Consider the following 18879-nt stretch of genomic DNA (forward strand, 5'->3'; position numbering starts at 1 on the left):
GAGCTGGTCCTCGCCGGTGCGGCCGGTGAGAACGGCGGCCAGGCGTTCGGCTGCACGCCGGTCGAGGTGCTCGGGCAGGTCGACGACGCCGCCCCAGCGCTGCGGGTGTTCGAGGGCGGCCGTCCAGCCGAGGCCGTGGATCTGGGCCTGGGCGGGGCGGGTCAGCCGGTCCGCGCGGCCGGTGGAGACGGCACCGCGGGTCAGGCACCACAGGGGTGCGTCGGTCCCGGTGTCACCGAGCGCCTGGACGAGCGCGACGGTCAGGGCGAGCCCAGAGGTAAGCGCCGGGTGCTGCGGGTCGGGCTCCTCGGCCGCGGCCAGCAGGGACACCACGCCCGTGAGGTCCGTGAGGTCGCCGAGCTCGGTGAGGCGTGCGGCCAGGACCGTGCGGTCGGTGCAGGCGTCGTTCAGGACAAGGGTGCGCGGTGCGGCGCCATGGGCGGCGAGGGCTTCTGTGAGTTCGCCGGCGGCCGCGTCGTCGGCGGTGACGACGAGCCAGGTGCCGGTCAGGTTCGCCGGGGGCAGGCCGGTGAGCGGCTTCCAGGTGGCGCGGTAGCGCCAGGAGTCGACGGTCGACAGGTCGCGGCGGTGCTTGCGCCAGTGCGACAGGGCCGGGAGCACCGGGGCCAGCTGGGCGCGGTCGAGGCGCAGGCTGGAGGCGAGGGAGTCGACGTCCTCGTCCTCGACCGCCGTCCAGAACTCCGCGTCGGCGGGGGCCTCCGCGTGCGTGCTCCGCGGCTCGGCGGGGATGGCCCACAGGTGTTCGCGCTGGAAGGCGTACGTGGGCAGGGGCACCCGCCGGGCGCCGGTGCCGTCGAGGACGCGGTTCCAGTCGGCGCCGGCGCCCCGGACGAACGCCTCGGCCAGGGAGGTCAGGAAGCGGTCGGTGCCGCCGGTGTCGCGCCGGAGCGTGCCGAGGACGACGGCCGGGCGGCCGTCGTCCTCGGCCGTCTCCTGGACGGCCATGGCGAGCACCGGGTGGGAGCTGACCTCGATGAAGAAGCGGTGGTCCTGGGCGAGGAGCTCGCGCACGGCGGGCTCGAAGCGGACGGTCGTGCGGAGGTTGGTGTACCAGTATTCGGCGTCGAGGCCGGCGGAGCCGGCGTCCAGCCAGTCGCCGGTGACGGTGGAGAAGAACGGTACGTGCGCGGGGCGGGGGCGGACGGGCGCGAGGACCTCGCGCAGTTCGTCGCGCAGCAGCTCGACCTGTGCGGAGTGCGAGGCGTAGTCCACGGCGACGCGCTTGGCGCGGACGTCCTCGGCGGTCAGCTCGGCCTGCAGGGCGTCCAGCGGGCCGGGCGCGCCGGAGACGACGACGGACCGGGGCCCGTTGACGGCGGCGACGGACAGGCCCTCGTAGGAGCGCAGGCGCCGCTCGACTTCGGTGACGGGCAGCGGGACGGACATCATGCCGCCGGATCCGGCGAGCACGCGGCCGATGGCCCGGCTGCGCAGCGCGACCACGCGGGCGGCGTCCTCCAGTGACAGGGCGCCGGCGACGGCGGCCGCGGCGATCTCGCCCTGCGAGTGGCCGGCGACGGCGTCGGGGGTGATGCCGTGGGCGCGCCACATCTCGGCCAGGGAGACCATGACGGCCCACGAGGCGGGCTGGACGACGTCGACGCGGTCCAGGGTGGGCGCGCCTTCGGCCTGGCGGATGACGTCGAGCAGGGACCAGTCGGTGAAGGCGGACAGGGCGGTGGCGCACTCGGTCAGGCGCTCGGCGAAGACCGGGGACTCCTCCAGCAGCCGCGCGCCCATGCCGGCCCACTGGGAGCCCTGACCGGGGAAGACGAACACGGTCTTGCCGTCGGTGTCGGCGGCGCCCTGGACGACGCCCGGGCAGGACCGTCCCTCGCCGAGGGTGCCGAGGGCGGCCCTCGCCTCGTCGCCGCCGGTGCCGATGACGACGGCGCGGTGCTCGAAGAGCGTGCGGGAGGTCAGCAGGGAGTGACCGGCGTCGAGGGCGGTCGCTGCTCCGGCGTCGAGGTGGCCGGCGAGGCGGGCGGCCTGGGCGCGCAGGGCTCCCGCGGTCCGCGCGGACAGCACCCAGGGGATGACGCCGCCGGCCGGGGGCACCGGCCCGGTCTCCGGCGCGGGGGTGGTCTCCTGCTGCCGGGGGGCCTCTTCGAGGACCGTGTGGGCGTTGGTTCCGCTGATGCCGAAGGAGGAGACCGCGCAGCGGCGGGGGCGCTCGCCCTCGGGCCAGTCGGCGCCGTCGGTCAGCAGGGAGACCGTGCCGGGCGTCCAGTCGACGTGGGTGGAGGGGGTGTCCGCGTGCAGGGTGCGGGGCAGCCGCCCGTTGCGCAGGGCCATGACCATCTTGATGACGCCGGCGACGCCGGCCGCCGATTGGGTGTGGCCGATGTTGGACTTCACGGAGCCGAGCAGCAGCGGGTGTGCGGTGTCGCGGTCGCGGCCGTAGGTGGCGAGGAGGGCCTGGGCCTCGATGGGGTCGCCGAGGGCAGTGCCGGTGCCGTGGGCCTCGACGGCGTCGACGTCGCCGGGCGCGAGTCCGGCGTTGGCGAGGGCCTGGCGGATGACGCGCTGCTGGGACGGGCCGTTGGGCGCGGACAGGCCGTTGGAGGCGCCGTCCTGGTTGATGGCCGAGCCGCGGACGACGGCGAGGACCTCGTGCCCGTTGCGGCGGGCGTCGGAGAGCCGCTCCAGGACGAGGATGCCGACGCCTTCGGCGAGCGTCATGCCGTCGGCGCCGTCGGCGAAGGCCTTGCAGCGGCCGTCGCCCGCGAGGGCCCGCTGCCGGCTGAAGGCGATGAACGGGCTGGGGTTGGTCATCACGGTCGCGCCGCCGGCGAGGGCCAGGGTGCTCTCGCCGTTGCGCAGCGACTGGCAGGCCAGGTGCAGGGCGACCAGGGACGAGGAGCAGGCGGTGTCGACGGTGACCGCCGGGCCTTCCAGCCCGAAGAGGTACGAGAGCCGGCCGGAGAGCACGCTGGGGCTGGTGCCGGTCACCAGGTGGCCGGCGGAGCTGTCGCCGACGCCGAACCCGTACTCCTGGTAGGTGGAGCCGATGAAGGCGCCGGTCGGGCTGCCGTGGAGGGCGGTGGGGTCGATGCCGGCCTGCTCGAAGGCCTCCCAGGTGGTCTCCAGCAGCAGCCGCTGCTGAGGGTCCATCGAGAGGGCCTCGCGCGGTGAGATGCCGAAGAAGCCGGCGTCGAACTCGCCCGCGTCGTGCAGGAAGCCGCCCTGGGTGGAGTACGTCGTGCCGGGGTGGTCGGGGTCGGGATGGTGGAGGCCGGTGTCCCAGCCGCGGTTGACGGGGAAGTCGGTGATGGCGTCGACGCCGTCGGAGATCAGCTCCCAGAACTGTTCCGGGGAGCGGACGCCGCCGGGGAAGCGGCAGCTCATGCCGACGATGGCGACGGGCTCGTCGAAGCCGCCCGGCGACGGTGCGGTCACGGGCGCCTGCTGCGCCTGCGTTCCGAGGAGTCCGGCGCGCAGGTGACGGGCGAGGGCGGCGGGGGTCGGGTAGTCGAACACCAGGGTTGCGGGCAGGGGCAGCCCGGTGAGCGCGGCCAGCCGCTTGCGCAGTTCGACGGCGGTCAGCGAGTCGAAGCCGGCCTCGCGGAACGCCCGCCGCTCGGCGACGCCCTCGGCGGAGGCGTGGCCGAGGACCACGGCCGCCTCGGCGCGCACCAGGTCGGTCAGCAGCCGCTCCTGGCCGGCTTCGTCGAGGCCCCGCAGACGCGCGGCGAACTCGGGCGCGGCGCTCTCGCCGCCGGTGCGCGCCAGGGCCCGGACCTCGGTCAGCTCGTCGAAGAGGACGCTGGGGCGCGCGGAGGTGAAGACGGGGTGGTAGCGCTCCCAGTCAATGTCGGCGACCGTGACGGTGACGTCCTGCTGGACGACCGCGCGGCGCAGTTCGGCGAGGGCCGTCGCGGGGGCGAGGAAGCGCAGTCCGCGCCTCCGGAGCTGGTCGGCGAAGCCGTCGTGTGCGGCCATGCCGGCCTCGGCCCAGGGGCCCCAGGCCACCGAGGTGGCGGGCAGGCCGCGGGCGCGCCGGTGCTCGGCGAGGGCGTCGAGGTAGGCGTTGGCGGCGCCGTAGGCGCTCTGCCCGGCGCTTCCCCAGACTCCGGCGATCGAGGAGACCAGGACGAAGAAGTCGAGGTCGTGGCCGTCGAGGAGGGCGTCCAAGTGGGCCGCGCCGACCAGTTTGGCGGCCATGGTCGCCGCGGCGTCGTCGAGGGGGGTGTCCGTGAGGGGGGCCGCCTGGCCGACGCCGGCCGCGTGCACGACACCGGTCAGCGGGTGCTCGTCGGGTACGGATTCCAGGAGTGCGGCGAGGGCGTCGCGGTCGGCGGTGTCGCAGGCCGCGAGGGTGACGCGGGTGCCCAGGTCCTCCAGTTCGGCGGCCAGTTCACCGGCGCCGGGTGCGTCGGGGCCCCTCCGGCTGGTGAGCAGGAGGTGCTCGGCGCCGCTGCGGGCGAGCCAGCGGGCGACCTCGGCGCCGAGCGCTCCGGTGCCGCCGGTGACGAGCACGGTGCCGCGGGCGGTGAAGGCGTCGGCCGGGGGCAGTTCGGCGAGCGGCCGGCGGACGAGGCGCCGGCCGTACGCGCCGGCCGTGCGGATCGCGAGCTGGTCCTCGCCGCCCGGTGCGGCGAGGGCGCTGACGAGGTGCTGGCCGGCGGGCGCGTCGAGGACGGCCGGCAGGTCGATCAGGCCTCGCCACAGCTGCGGGTGCTCCAGGGCGGCGACCCGCCCCAGGCCCCAGACCGCGGCCTGGAGGGGGCTGGTGAGCGGATCGGCGGGGCCGGTGGTGACCGCGCCCCGGGTCAGGGTCCGTACGGGGGCGCCGAGACCGGTGTCGGCGAGCGCCTGGATCAGGAGGAGGGTGAGCGCGAGCCCGGCCGGCGGTTCGGCGGCGAGCGGGCCGGGCCCGTCGGCGAGGGGCAGCAGGGACAGCACCCCGGTGAGGGGGCGTTCCGGATCGCGTACGGCGTCGAGGCGGGCGGCGAGTGCGGCCCGTTCGCGGCAGGCGGCGTCCAGGACGAGCGTCTCGAACCGGGCTCCGTGGCCGCGCAGCGCGTCCAGGACCTCGTCGCCGTCGGCCCCCTCGGTGGTCACGACCAGCCAGGTGCCGTCCAGGACGGGCGCGGCGGCCGGGCGGACCGGGCGCCAGGCGACCTGGTAGCGGGTGGAGTCCAGCAGGGCCTTCTCCTGCCGGAGCTGGCGCCAGGACGACAGGGCGGGCAGCAGCGCGTAGAGGGAGGCGTGCTGTTCGTCGCGCAGGCCGAGGAGCCCGGCGAGCCCGGCGGCGTCGCCGCGTTCGACGGCGCCCCACAGCTCGGCGTCGGCGGGGTCGGCCGCGCGCGGCCCGGCGGCCGGGACGGCCTCCGGCCAGTAGTGCTCGTGCTGGAAGGCGTACGTGGGCAGCTCGACCGTACGAGCGCCGGTGCCGGCGAGGTACGCGGACCAGTCGACGGCCGTGCCGTGCACGTGCAGGGTGGCGAGGGCGGTGGCGGCGCAGCGCTCCTCGCCGCGCCCGGCGCGCAGCAGCGGGACGATGTGCGCGTCCGCCGTGTCGCCGAGGGCTTCCTGGGCGACGGCCGACAGCACGCTGTCGGGGCCGACTTCGAGGAAGGTGCCGGCGCCGCGGTCGTGCGCGGCGCGCAGGGTGTCGGCGAAGCGGACGGCGCCGCGGGCGTGCGCGACCCAGTAGTCCGCGGAGCGCAGTTCGTCGTCGGTGGCGGGCCGTCCGGTCAGGCCGGAGATGACGGTCACGTCCGGCGCGTGGTAGGTGAGCCCGGCGGCGACCTCGCGCAGCCCGTCGAGCGCGGGTTCCATGAGCGGCGAGTGGAAGGCGTGGCTGACCGTCAGGCGCTTGGTCTTGCGGCCCTGGGCGGCGAAGTGGGCGGCGATCTCCTCGGTGGCGGCAAGTTCGCCGGCGACCACGACGCTGCGGGGGCCGTTGACGGCGGCGAGGGAGACCTCGTGCTCGCGCCCGGCGAGCAGCGGCGCGACCTCGTCCTCGCCGGCCTGGAGGGAGATCATCGCGCCGCCGGCGGGCAGCGCCTCCATGAGCCGTCCCCGCGCGGCCACCAGGCGGGCCGCGTCGGGCAGCGAGAGGACGCCCGCGACGTGGGCGGCGGTGATCTCGCCGATGGAGTGGCCGAGCAGCACGCCGGGGCGGACGCCCCACGTGCGCAGCAGGCGGTGGAGGGCGACGCCGATGGCGAAGAGCGCGGGCTGGGTCCACTCGGTGCGGTCCAGCAGCGCCGCCTCGGGGCTGCCCTCCGGGGCGAACAGGACGTCCTTGAGGGGGCGGTCCAGGTGCGGGTCGACGGCGGCGGTCACCTCGTCGAGGGCGGCGGCGAACGCGGGGAAGCGGGCGGCGAGTTCGCGGCCGGCGCCGGGGCGCTGGCTGCCCTGCCCGGAGAACACCACGGCCAGCTTGCCGGCGCCGCCGGTCTCGCCCTCGGTGAGCGCGGGACCCGGCCGGTCGGCGGCCAGGTCGGCGAGGGCGCGCAGCAGTTCGTCGCGGTCGCCGACGACGACGGCGCGCTGGTCGAAGGCCGAGCGGGTGGTGGCCAGGGAGAGCGCGACGTCGGCCGGGGCGAGGGCGGGGCGCTCGTCCAGGAAGGACCGCAGGCGGGCGGCCTGGTCGCGCAGCGCGGCCCGGCTCTTGCCCGACAGCGTCCAGGGCACGACGGCCGGGGTGAGCGCGGGCTCTTCGCGCTGCTCGGCGACGGCCGGCGGCTCCTCGACGATGAGGTGCGCGTTCGTACCGCTGAAGCCGAAGGAGGAGACGCCGGCCCGGCGCGGCCGTCCGGTCTGCGGCCAGGGGGTCTCCTCGGTGAGCAGCCGGACCGCTCCGGCGTCCCACTCGACGTGCGAGGACGGCTCGTCGGCGTGCAGGGTGCGGGGCAGCACGCCGTAGCCCATGGCCATGACCATCTTGATGACGCCGGCCACGCCGGCCGCCGCCTGGGCGTGGCCGATGTTGGACTTCACGGAGCCCAGCAGCAGCGGCTGTGCCGGGTCGCGGTCCTGCCCGTACGTGGCGAGCAGGGCCTGGGCCTCGATGGGGTCGCCGAGCGTGGTGCCGGTGCCGTGCGCCTCCACCGCGTCGACGTCCGCGACGGACAGGCCGGCGCCGGCCAGCGCCTGGCGGATCACCCGCTGCTGGGAGGGGCCGTTGGGGGAGGTCAGGCCGTTGGAGGCGCCGTCCTGGTTGACGGCGGAGCCCCGTACGACGGCGAGGATCCGGTGCCCGTTGCGCCGGGCGTCGGAGAGGCGTTCGAGGACGAGCATGCCCACGCCCTCGGCCCAGCCGACGCCGTCGGCGCTGTCGGAGAAGGCCTTGCAGCGGCCGTCCGGGGACAGGCCGCGCTGGCGGGAGAACTCGATGAGGGCGCCCGGCGTGGACATCACCGTGACGCCGCCGGCCAGGGCGAGCGAGCACTCCCCCGCGCGCAGCGCCTGCATCGCCCAGTGCATGGCGACGAGCGAGGACGAACACGCCGTGTCGACGGTGACGGCGGGGCCCTCCAGCCCGAGGGCGTAGGACACGCGGCCGGAGGCGATGCTCGGTGAGGTTCCGCTGCCTTGGTGACCCTCGAACTGCCCGCCGGCGAGCGTCTGGGCGTAGTCGTTGTACATGACGCCGGCGAACACGCCGGTGCGGCTGCCCCGCAGGGACACCGGGTCGATGCCGGCGCGTTCGAAGGCCTCCCAGGACGCCTCCAGGAGCAGCCGCTGCTGCGAGTCGGTGGCCAGCGCCTCGCGGGGGCTCATGCCGAAGAACGCGGGGTCGAACTCGGGGGCCTCGTGCAGGAATCCGCCGAAGCGGGTGTACGAGGTGCCTATGTGGTCCGGGTCCGGGTCGTAGAGCGCGTCCAGGTCCCAGCCGCGGTCCGTGGGCAGGCCCGAGACGGCGTCGGTGCCCTCGCTGACGAGCCGCCACAGGTCTTCGGGCGAGGCGACGCCGCCCGGGTAGCGGCAGCTCATGCCGACGATGACGACGGGGTCCTCGTCGCCGGCGGCCCGGGGGGCGGCCGCCGCGGCGGCGGCTTCGGAGCCCATGAGCTCGCCGAGGACGTGCGCGGCGAGCGCGGTGACGGTCGGGTAGTCGAAGATCGCCGTGGCCGCGGTGCGCAGTCCGGTGGCCGCGCGGAGCCGGTTGCGCAGTTCCACGGCGGTGAGCGAGTCGAAGCCCAGGTCCCGGAACGGGCGCTCCGTGTCGATCTCGGCGGCGCCGGAGTGGCCGAGCACGGCGGCCACTTCACCGGCCACGAGGTCGCGCACCACCTCGTCGCGGTCGGCTTCCTCCAGCCGGGACAGCCTCTGGACGAGGCTCACGGCCGTCTCCGAGCCGGAGACCACCGAGCGGCGGACGGGGGTGCGGACGAGGCCGCGCATCAGCGCCGGCACCTCGCCCCGGGCCCGCAGGACGGCCGGGTCCAGCCTGACCGGCAGCAGGACGGCGGCCGTGCCGGCGGTCGCGGCGTCGAAGAGCGCGACGCCCTGTTCCGCGGTGAGCGCGGGCGTGCCCATGCGGGCCAGGCGCTGCAGGTCGTCTTCGGTCATGCCACCGGTCATGCCACCGGTGGGCGCCCACGGGCCCCAGCCCAGGGAGAGCCCCGGCAGCCCTTCGGCGCGGCGCAGCTGAGCGACGGCGTCGAGGAAGGCGTTCGCGGCGGCGTAGTTCCCCTGGCCCGCCGTGCCCACGGTGCCGGCGAGGGAGGAGAAGACGACGAAGGCGGCCAGGTCCAGCCCCCGGGTGGCCTCGTGGAGATGCCAGACGGCGTCGGCCTTGGGCCGCAGCACGGCGCTGATGCGCTCGGGGGTCAGCGACTCGATGACGCCGTCGTCGAGCGTGCCGGCGCTGTGCACGACGGCGGTGACGGGGTGGTCGGCGGGCACGGCCGCCAGCAGCCGCCCGACGGCGGCGCGGTCGGCGAGGTCGCAGGCTTCCACCGCGACCTGCGCGCCGTGCGCGACCAGTTCGGCGACGAGCTCGTCCGCGCCGTCGGCGGCGGCGCCCCGGCGGCTGACGAGCAGCAGGTGCCGTACGCCGCGCTCGGCGACCAGGTGCCGGGCCAGCACGCGGCCCAGGCCGCCGGTGGCGCCGGTGAGCACGACGGTGCCCTCGGGGTTCCATCGCGTGCCGCTCTCCGGCGCCTGGGCGTGGGCGAGCCGGGCGCCGAGCACGGCGCCGTCACGGAGGGCGGTCTGCGGCTCGTCCGTGGCCAGGGCCCGTGCGAGCTGCGGCGTGGTGAAGCCGGTGGGACCGGCGGGGTCGAGGTCCAGCAGGCCGAAGCGGTCCGGGTGTTCGGCCTGTGCGGTGCGCACCAGGCCCCAGACGGCGGCGGCCGCCGGGTCCGGCGCCTGCAGGTCATCGGTGGCGACCGCGCCGCGGGTGACGAAGACCAGGCGCGATGCGGCGGACTGCTCACTCGCCGACCAGAGCTGCAGCTGCTCCAGGACGAGGGCGGTGCGGGCGTGCGCGGAGGCGACGGGATCGTCCCCGGTGGTCCCGGGGACGGGGGCGAGGACGATGGCCGGGACGGCGCCGGCCGCATCCAGGTCCGGCAGGGCCGTGACCGTACGGTCGGGCGAGGTCAGCGTCTCGGCGAGACCGTACGGGTCCGGGCCGAGGACACCGACCGTGGCGGGCCCGGTGCCGGCGGGGTCCGCCGGCGGCGTCCAGCGCAGCTCGAACAGGGCGTCACGGGCAAGAGAGGCGGCGGTCAGCTCTCCGTCGGGCACGGTGCGCAGGACGAGCGAACCGACGGAGGCCACGAGGGCGCCCGTGGTGTCGGCGACGGCGATCGCCACCGCGTCGTCGTCGGTACGGGTCAGCCTCACCCGTACCGTCGTCGCCCCGCTCGCGTGCAGGGTCACGTCCTGCCACGAGAAGGGCAGGCCGCCCTGCCCCTGCTCGCCGAGGCCGGCGAAGGCCGTGGCGTGCAGCGCGGCGTCCAGCAGGGCCGGGTGGATGCCGAACGAGCCGGTGCCGGCGGCGTCGGTCTCCGGCAGCGTCACTTCGGCGTACACGTCGTCACCGGCGCGCCAGGCGGCGCGCAGGCCCTGGAACAGCGGGCCGTACGCGAATCCGCCGTCGGCCATCCGGTCGTAGAAGCCGTCGAGGTCGAGCGGCCGGGCGCCGGCGGGTGGCCAGGCGGTGGCGTCGAAGCCGGTACGGTGCTCGCCGGCGACGAGGGTGCCGGCGGCGTGCTGCGTCCAGGGCAGTTCCTCGGGCCCGTCGGGGCGGGAGTGGATGCTCAGGGCGCGGCGGCCGGACCCGTCCGGGCTGCCGGCCCACACCTGCACCTGGACACCGCCCTCCGCGGGCAGGACCAGGGGTGCGGCCAGGGTGAGCTCCTCGACGCGGCCGCAGCCGGTCTCGTCCCCCGCGCGGACGGCCAGCTCCAGGAAGGCGGTGCCCGGGAGGAGCACCGTGCCGCGTACGGCGTGGCCGGCCAGCCAGGGGTGGGTGCGCAAGGACAGACGGCCGGTCAGCAGCAGGCCGTCGGAGTTGGCGACCGACACGGCCGCCGCCAGCAGCGGGTGGCGGGCCGCGCCCAGGCCCGCGGCGCGGACGTCTGCGCCGTGTGCGGGCGTGCCCTTGGGCCAGTAGCGGCGGCGCTGGAAGGCGTACGTGGGGAGGTCCGTGCGCCGGGCACCGGTGCCGTCGAACCAGGGCTCCCACCGGACGGCCGTGCCCCGGACGTACAGGCTCGCAAGCGCGGTGGTGAGCGTCTCGGCCTCGGGGCGACCCGGGCGCAGGACGGCGAGCGTGGCGGGGACGGTCGCGGAGGTGCCGTGGGCGCCGGTGTCACGGGCGTCGCGCCTGATGTCGTGCCTGGTGTCGTCTCCAGTGCCGTGACGGGTGTCGTCACCAGTGCCGTGACGGGTGTCGTCGTCGGTGTCGTCGAGGCATGCCCGGGTCATGGCGGACAGGACGCCGTCGGGGCCCAGTTCGAGGAAGGTGCCGGTGCCGTGGCCGCTCAACCAGGCCACGGTGTCGGCGAACCGAACGGCGTGACGGGCGTGGTCCACCCAGTAGTCGGGGGAAGTCAGCTGCTCGACGGTGGCGAGCGTGCCGGTCAGGCCGGAGACGACCGGGATGACGGGCGCCTGCGGCGCGAGGCCGGAGACGACGGCGCGGAACTCCTCCAGCACGGGTTCCATGAGCGGGGAGTGAAAGGCGTGCGAGACCTGCAGCCGCTTGGTCTTGCGGCCCAGCGCGGCGAAGTGCGCGGCGACGGCTTCGGCGTCGGCATCGGCACCGGCCACGACGAGGGCGGCGGGGCCGTTGACCGCGGCGATCGAGACGCGGTCCTGCCGGTCCTGGAGCAGGGGCAGGACTTCGTCCTCCGTCGCTTCCAGCGAGATCATGACGCCGCCGGCGGGCAGGGCCTGCATGAGCCGGCCGCGGGCGAGCACCAGGGCCGCGGCGTCGGCGGCCGGGAAGACCCCGGCCACGTGGGCGGCCGCGATCTCGCCGATGGAGTGACCGGCGAGGAAGTCCGGCCTGACGCCGAGGGACTCGGCCAGCCGGTACAGGGCGACCTCGACCGCGAACAGGGCGGGCTGCGCGTAGCCGGTCTCCTTCAGCAGCTCGGCCTCGGGTGTGCCTTCGGCGGCGAACAGCACGTCCTTCAGGGGGCGTTCGAGGCCCTGGTCGAAGTGGGCGGCGATCTCGTCGAGCGCGGCGGCGAAGGCGGGGAAACGGGCGTGGAGTTCGTGCCCCATGCCCGGCCGCTGGGAGCCCTGGCCGGCGAAGAGGAACGCGAGCTTGGCGCGGCCCTGCACGGTGCCCCGGGTCAGGTGGGGCGCGGGTTCGCCGGCGGCCAGCGCGGCGAGGGCTTCGAGGGCCCGGTCGCGGTCGGCGGCGGTGAACGCGGCGCGGTGCTCGAAGCCGGAACGGGTCGTGGCCAGCGAGTAGGCCACGTCCGCGGGCGCGAGGCCGGGGCGGGAGGCGAGGAGGTCCAGCAGCCTGGCGGCCTGGGCGCGCAGGGCCTCCCGGGTGCGGCCGGAAACCAGCCACGGGACGGGGCCTGCGGCGACGGGCTCGACGGGGGCGCCGGCTTCGACGGCCGCGGACTCCGTCTCCTCCGGCCCCTCGTCGACGCCGCCCTCCTGCCCGGGCCCGGCGACCCGCTCGGCCGGCGCCTCCTCCAGGATCGTGTGCGCGTTGGTGCCGCTGAGCCCGAACGAGGAGACGCCGGCCCGGCGCGGCTGCTCGCCCTGCGGCCACGGGACCTGCTCGGTCAGCAGCCGTACGGTCCCCGCCGACCAGTCGACGTGCGAGGACGGCGTGTCGACGTGCAGCGTGCGGGGCAGGGCGCCGTGCCGCATGGCCAGCACCATCTTGATGACGCCGGCCATGCCGGCCGCGGCCTGGGTGTGGCCGAGGTTCGACTTCACGGATCCCAGCAGCAGCGGGCGGTCCGCGGTGCGGTTCCGGCCGTAGGTCGCGATCAGGGCCTGGGCCTCGACCGGGTCGCCGAGGGTGGTGCCCGTGCCGTGCGCCTCGACGACGTCGACCTCCCCGGCCGAGAGGCGCGCGTTGACCAGCGCCTGCTCGATCACCCGCTGCTGGGAGGGGCCGTTGGGCGCGGTCAGGCCGTTGGAGGCGCCGTCCTGGTTGACGGCGGAGCCCCGGATGACGGCGAGGACCTCGTGCCCGTTGCGCCGGGCCTCCGAGAGCCGTTCCAGGACCAGTACGCCCACGCCCTCGGCCCAGCCGGTGCCGCCGGCGGAGTCGGCGAAGGAGCGGCAGCGCCCGTCGGCGGCCAGCCCGCCCTGGCGGCCGAACTCCACGAACGTCGTGGGTGCGGACATCACCGTGACGCCCGCGGCCAGCGCCAGGGAGCACTCGCCCTGGCGCAGGGAGTGGGCGGCCAGGTGCAGGGCCACCAGGGAGGACGAGCAGGCGGTGTCGACCGTCACCGCCGGGCCGACGGCCCCGAAGAAGTAGGAGAGCCGGCCCGACAGGACGCTGGTGGCGCCGCCCGTCAGGACGAAGCCCTGGGCGTCGTCGTCCGGGCCCACCCGGTACTCCTGGGGCATGGCTCCGACGAACACGCCCGTCCGGGTGCCCCGGACCGCGGCCGGGTCGATGCCGGCGCGCTCGAAGGCCTCCCACGAGGACTCCAGCAGCACCCGCTGCTGGGGGTCCATCGCGAGCGCCTCGCGCGGGGAGATCCCGAAGAACCCGGCGTCGAACTCGGCCGCGTCGCGCAGGAACCCGCCGGAGAACCCCCGCGTCTCCCCCGCGTCCTCCGTCAGCGGTTCCCAGCCGCGGTCGGCGGGGAACTCCGTGATGCCCTCCCCGCCCGCGACGAGCATGGACCAGAGTTCCTCGGGCGTCGACACGCCCCCGGGGAAACGGCAGCTCATGCCCACGATCGCGATGGGCTCGCGGGCCGCGGCCTCCAGTTCGCCCACCCGCTGCCGGGAGCGCCGCAGATCCGCGCTCGCCCGCTTCAGGTAGTCCCGGAGCTTCTGTTCCTTGTCCACCTTCGCCACGTTCAACTCAACCCATCTCAAGACCGACGGACAGCAGGGGATTTCGATGTGGACTTCCGGCACCCGGGACGGATGGCTTTCCCACAGCGAACGAGTCATCTGGAGGCCCCCTCAGGGGGCACTGCTCCGCTTCCCTCACACCACGCGCCCAGTCTCGGCGGGCGTGTCCACGGAAACCCGTAGAGTCGGCCGGTCCGGGTGCCGGTCCTGGCCCTGTTCCGGGCCCCTGTTCCGGCCCTGTTCCGGTCCTGGTCCCGGCCGCCGCTCCGGCGTCGCGATGGGGGGTGAGCAGGTGTGTTCCGGCGGGCCCTACCAGCTCGCCGCGGCGAGCAGCTCGCCGTGGTCACGTTCGAGGCCGGCCTGCCGGAGGTCGGACTCCACCATCATCCGCATCAGTTCCTCGAAGCCGACCTCGGGCTCCCAGCCCAGCTCCCCGCGGGCGTCGCCGTAGTCGGCGCACAGCGTCTCGACCTCGGCGGGCCGCACCAGCGCCGGGTCCACCACGACGTGCTCCTCCCAGTCCAGGCCGGCGGCCCCGAAGGCGATGCGCGCCGCGTCCCGCACCGAGTGCATGCGGCCGGTGCCCACCACGTAGTCCCTGGGGGCGTCCTGCTGCAGCATCAGGTGCATCGCGCGGACGTAGTCCCCCGCGAAGCCCCAGTCGCGCACCGCGTCCAGGTTGCCGAGCAGCAGCTTCTCCTGCAGGCCCAGCTTGATCTGCGCCACCGCGAGGGAGATCTTCCGGGTCACGAACTCCGCGCCGCGGCGGGGTGATTCGTGGTTGAAGAGGATCCCCGAGACTCCGAACACCCCGTAGGACTCGCGGTAGTTCTGGGTGATGTAGTGGCCGTACGCCTTGGCCACCCCGTACGGGCTGCGCGGGTGGAAGGAGGTCCGCTCGCTCTGCGGCGACTCCACCACCTTCCCGAACATCTCCGAGGAGGAGGCCTGATAGAAGCGGATGTGACCGTGACCATCACCTCCGCCCGCGGACTTGCCCAGGCCGCTCACCATCCGGATCGCTTCGAGCATGCGCAGCACCCCGGTGCCGTTGACCTCGGTGACGAGCTCCGGCTGCACCCAGGACATGGGCACGAAGGAGACGGCCCCGAGGTTGTACACCTCGTCCGGCTGCACCAGGTCCACGGCCGACACCAGGCTGCCCTGGTCCATCAAGTCACCGTCCACGAAGGACAGATCGGGTATCAGCTTGGCCACCCGGTCCTTGCGCGGATTGGCCTGTCCTCGGGTCAGGCCCCACACCTGGTAGCCCTCGGCGAGCAGATGCTCGGCGAGGTACGAGCCGTCCTGTCCCGTGATTCCGGTGATCAGCGCGCGCTTGGACATTCGGTCCCCTTTCACTGCCACGGACAAAGCCGGTCGAGGGCCGCAAGTCCTCACCCAACGGTCGGCAGGCTCACGGAATCACGGAGCGGGCTACGGAATTTCAGAGTCTTCGGGCGCGGGCCGCGGGCGTGACGGAGGGCTGCGACGCCACGACGTACCGTGATCGGCGCGCAGGGGTTTCCCGACCCCGCCGTGCCCGGCACGGGACGCGACCGTGCCCGACATGAGGCGGGCCGGGATCGGTGTGAGACTGGGACCGGAAGGGGTGATCCCCGTGCCGGACCCACCGCACGCGTCCGCCGGGCCCGACACCGCCGTCGACGAGAACCGCCTGGAAGAGCTGATCGTCGAGGCGCAGACGGCCCTGCCGTTCGAACTGCCCGACCTGGCGAACCGGTGCGCCTCGGCCCTCGGCCTGGGCACGGCGCTGATCTACCTCGTCGACCTGCAGCAACAGCTGCTGATCCCGCTCGACGAGAGCCTGGAGCCGCTGCCGGTGGACCGTTCGCCGGCGGGCTGGGCGTACCGCACGGTCACGCCGCGCGTGGCCGATGCCGACGACGACGTGATGGTCTGGATGCCCTTGATCGACGGTGCGGAGCGGCTGGGCGTGCTGGCGGTGCGGACCCCCTCGCTCGACGGGGTGCGGATGCGCCGCAGCAGGATGCTGGCCTTCCTGTTCGCGATGCTGATCACCTCGAAGCGCGCCTACAGCGACTGGCTCGCCGCCCGCGCCCGCACCTCGACCATGCGGCTGCCCACCGAGATGCTGCGGGCCTTCCTGCCGTCCCACACCATCGGCAGCGCCCGGTGCGTCTCGACCGCGGTCCTGGAGCCGGCGTACGACGTCGCCGGCGACGCCTTCGACCACTCGGTGGTCAAGGACATCCTGCACACCATGATTCTGGACTCCATGGGGCACGACCTGAACTCCGGCCTGACCACGTCGGTCGCCATGGCGGCGGCGCGCAACGCCCGCCGCGGCGGCGGCGACCTGGCCGATGTCGTCGGCTCCGTGGACCAGGCGCTCGCCCAGTGGCTGCCCGACCACTTCTGCACCGGCGTGCTGTGCCGGCTCGACGCGCTCACCGGGGAACTGCGCTGGGTCAACTGCGGGCATCCCCCACCGCTGCTGATCCGGGCCGAGCGGGTGCTCGACGGGGTGCTGGACAGTCCCCCGCAGCCCCCGATCGGCCTGGCCGGCCATCTCGCGCCGGCAGCCCGGCAGGTCCACGAAGCGACACTGGAACCGGGCGACTGCGTCCTGCTCTACACCGACGGCGTCGTGGAGGCCCGTGACGCGGACGGTGCGGAGTTCGGCCTCGACCGGTTCACCGACTTCATCATCCGCTCCTCCGCCGCCGGCCAGCGCCCGGCCGAGGTCCTGCGGCTGCTCATCCACGCCATCCTCGACTACCAGCGCAACCAGCTGCGGGACGACGCGACCATCCTGCTCTTCGAGTGGCGGCCGCAGTTCTGGTAGACGGGGACTCCGCGAGTCGGAGGGCTGCGTCAGCGCGCGCTGCGTGCCGCGTCGCGCAACCGGCGCCACGTGCGACTGACAGACACCGCCGGCCCGGCACGCCCGGCACCGGTGGCACCGTCCCAGTTCCGGGCCGTCTCGGCGAACGTCTCCGGCTGCGGTGACGTGTCCGGATGCTGTGACGCGACCGGCTGCCGCGCCTGCGCGGCCCGTGCGGCGGCCCGCAGGTCCTCCGGTCCGATCGTGCCGAGCCTCGCCCGGACGTGGCCGAGCAGCGTGGCACAGGCATCGGCGATCGCCGCCTCGCCCAGCGGGCGCGCCGGGAGGTCCAGCCCTTCGGTCAACTGCTGTTCCAGGGCCGTGCGCAGGTCCTGCAGGGAGACGTCACGGATCGTCAGCGACAGGTGGGCGGACAGTCCGGCGGCGCCGACCGCGCGGTGCGCGAAGCCGCGCGGGACGTAGAGCACGCTGCCGGGTTCGAGGACGCTGCGCAGGAGCAGCGGGGAGCGCTCGTCGTCCGGAAGCTCCCCCAGCGCCCAGTCCGCCACCGCCGGTGCGCCGTGGACGTACCAGGTCTTGCGGCCGGCCGCCTGGAGGACGAACACGTCGGCGTCGTCGCGGTGCACCGCGAGCCCCTGGCCTCCGGCGGGTGTGACGAAGAAGAACGCCTCCACGCGCCGTCCGACCTCTTCGGACAGCCGCGCCACCAGTTCGCCCGTCGGGCGGTGCCACTGGTCGACGCGGCGCAGGAGCAGCGTCGCCCCGGAACGCAGGAGTGCGAGGGCTTTCGCACGGTCGGCGAAGCCGTCGTACGTCGTGCCGTTGACCACGCGTGAGGTGGTGTAGGCGTCGGGCGGGACGACGACCTTGTCGGAGCGGACCATCTCCAGGTAGGGGGTGCGCAGCAGCCCTCCGTCGAAGGCGGCGTCGAGCTCGTCGAGGCCGAACGGAGAGGCGAGTGTCTCCGGCGTGAAGACGGCGGGCTCGCGCTGCCACTGGTGGCCGGTGAAGGTCTCGACGTCGCCGACCCAGCCGGCGAGCGTGGGCGAATCCATGGTGTTTCCCGTGGTGTCAGGGTGTTCGGTGCTCGCGGCGGGAAGCGGCGGCGGGCGGTGCAACGGTGCGGCGCCGGGTCATGCCCGGATCTCCGCTTCGAACCGCACGGAGAGCAGGGAGCGCAGGGGGACTTCCGCGTCCTGCCGCGGGCTGCGGATGACGAGCCGGTTGTCGAGGGCGACGGTCAGCAGGCGCTCGGCCAGGGGCACGACGAGGTGTTTGGCCCAGCAGCGGGCGCCGTCGTATCCGAACGGCATGAATCCGGGCGTCTTCTCCGGGTCCTCCACCGCGTCCCATCGTCCGGGCCGGAACTCCAGTGGGTCGGACCAGTAGTCGGAGTGCCGGTGCATCAGGAGCGGGAAGAGCGCGACGTTGTCGGTGGGACGGATCTCGGGGTGCAGTGCGGTGTACGCGTCGCCGCCCTTGCGGAAGAGCATCCATGCGGGCGGGAGCAGCCGGAGCGTCTCCCACAGGACCGCGGTGAGGTCGGCGCGGGCTCTCTCCTGTTCCCGCGCCGGTCCCATGAGCCACAGGGCGTTGCCGGCGAGGGCGGCCACGCCGTCGCAGAGGGTGGCTGTCGCTCGCCGGTACAGCGCGATGGCCTGTCTCCTGTCCCGGGTGCCGGAGGCCTCGCGTATCTGCTCGGCGAGCGCGGTGCCCCCGCCCTCGGTGCGGGGTCCGGGCCAGACGGTGACGGTGCGGTCGACGATCCTGGAGAGCGTGCCGGAGCGCGTGACGCCGCGTTTCGACAGCAGGGAGACCGGCAGGGGGTCGGACGAGAAGAGCCACCGGCGCAGGTACGAGGTGGGCGCGTAGGGCCAGGCGCCGGAGAGGCCGCGCGCCGGGGGCGGCGGAGTCCGGATGCCGGCCATGACGTCCTGCCCCAGCGCGCGGATCGTCCGTGTCGCGCTGTCGTGGTGGATGTCGGCGCCTGCGGCGGGCTTGTAGACCGAGCGCTCCGTCGACAGCACGGGGCGCGCCGCGACGATTTCGGCCATCAGGTCGCAGTCAGAAACGCCGACCGTGGTCGCGTCGATCCGGAAGACTTTCTCTTCCCTGGCCAGCAATTCCTGAATCCGCGGGGCGTACACGACGGAATGGTCGCGCACTGCCGCCGGCACCGTTTCTTCCACGGGAATCCCGCCTTCATTGACATGGCCATGTAATGCATTTCCGCGGCGGAATCCGACACGGTCGCGGCCGCCGCGGCCCGGCGGCCGGGGGCACGGTGCAGCGTCGGCGGAGGCAGCGGCACGGCCGCGTCCTCCGCCGACGGCGGTGCGTCAGATGACGTGCAGAACCCACGCGTGGTTGGCGAGGTCCTCGTCCTTCTTGAACCGCTTCACAAACGCCTTGACCATCTTCATGGTTCCTCCATTCCCAGGATTGAAGTCCGGCGTCCCGGTGCGGAAACCGAACGGCTTCATCTAAACGCGGGCCCTCACCCAAGGCGAGCGATTCTGACACTCTCTCGACAAGAAGACGATCAGATCGGA

At 74.6% G+C, this 18879-nt stretch carries 6 protein-coding genes (1 of these 6 cut by a window edge); 1 reads left to right on the forward strand and 5 read right to left on the reverse strand.

Features of this window, described 5'->3' with window-relative positions:
- The coding region annotated (locus tag B7P34_RS39240; protein WP_106674096.1) for a type I polyketide synthase crosses the window boundary (this coding region is incomplete at its 3' end): on the reverse strand, positions 1 to 13488 show 13488 of its 27014 nt. Its footprint begins 13526 nt before the window's first position.
- Positions 13489 to 13806: 318 nt separating this feature from the next.
- A complete protein-coding gene (locus tag B7P34_RS01725; RefSeq protein WP_106673961.1) occupies positions 13807 to 14844 on the reverse strand; it encodes a GDP-mannose 4,6-dehydratase in 1038 nt (345 codons plus the stop codon).
- 274 nt (positions 14845 to 15118) lie between these two features.
- On the opposite strand from B7P34_RS01725, the gene B7P34_RS01730 reads away from it, so the two are divergent.
- Entirely contained in the window at positions 15119 to 16327 is a 1209-nt protein-coding gene (locus B7P34_RS01730) for a PP2C family protein-serine/threonine phosphatase (RefSeq protein ID WP_223267390.1), read from the forward strand.
- A 29-nt stretch (positions 16328 to 16356) separates the two neighbouring features.
- Here the strand turns inward: B7P34_RS01730 and B7P34_RS01735 are convergent, their stop codons facing one another.
- The 3 genes from B7P34_RS01735 to B7P34_RS37130 form a co-directional block, all read right to left on the reverse strand.
- Positions 16357 to 17382, reverse strand: a complete 1026-nt coding sequence (locus tag B7P34_RS01735) for a JmjC domain-containing protein (RefSeq protein ID WP_106673962.1) — start codon at positions 17380 to 17382, stop codon at positions 16357 to 16359.
- Between the two features lie 78 nt (positions 17383 to 17460).
- Entirely contained in the window at positions 17461 to 18492 is a 1032-nt protein-coding gene (locus B7P34_RS01740; protein ID WP_146166695.1) for a cytochrome P450, read from the reverse strand.
- 174 nt (positions 18493 to 18666) lie between these two features.
- Complete coding sequence (locus B7P34_RS37130; protein WP_189382346.1) at positions 18667 to 18810, reverse strand: hypothetical protein; 144 nt, start codon at positions 18808 to 18810, stop codon at positions 18667 to 18669.
- Positions 18811 to 18879: the final 69 nt, after the last annotated feature.

It is taken from the genome of Streptosporangium nondiastaticum (assembly GCF_003011965.1).
In the GTDB taxonomy this organism is placed as follows: Bacteria; Actinomycetota; Actinomycetes; order Streptomycetales; family Streptomycetaceae; genus Streptomyces; species Streptomyces nondiastaticus.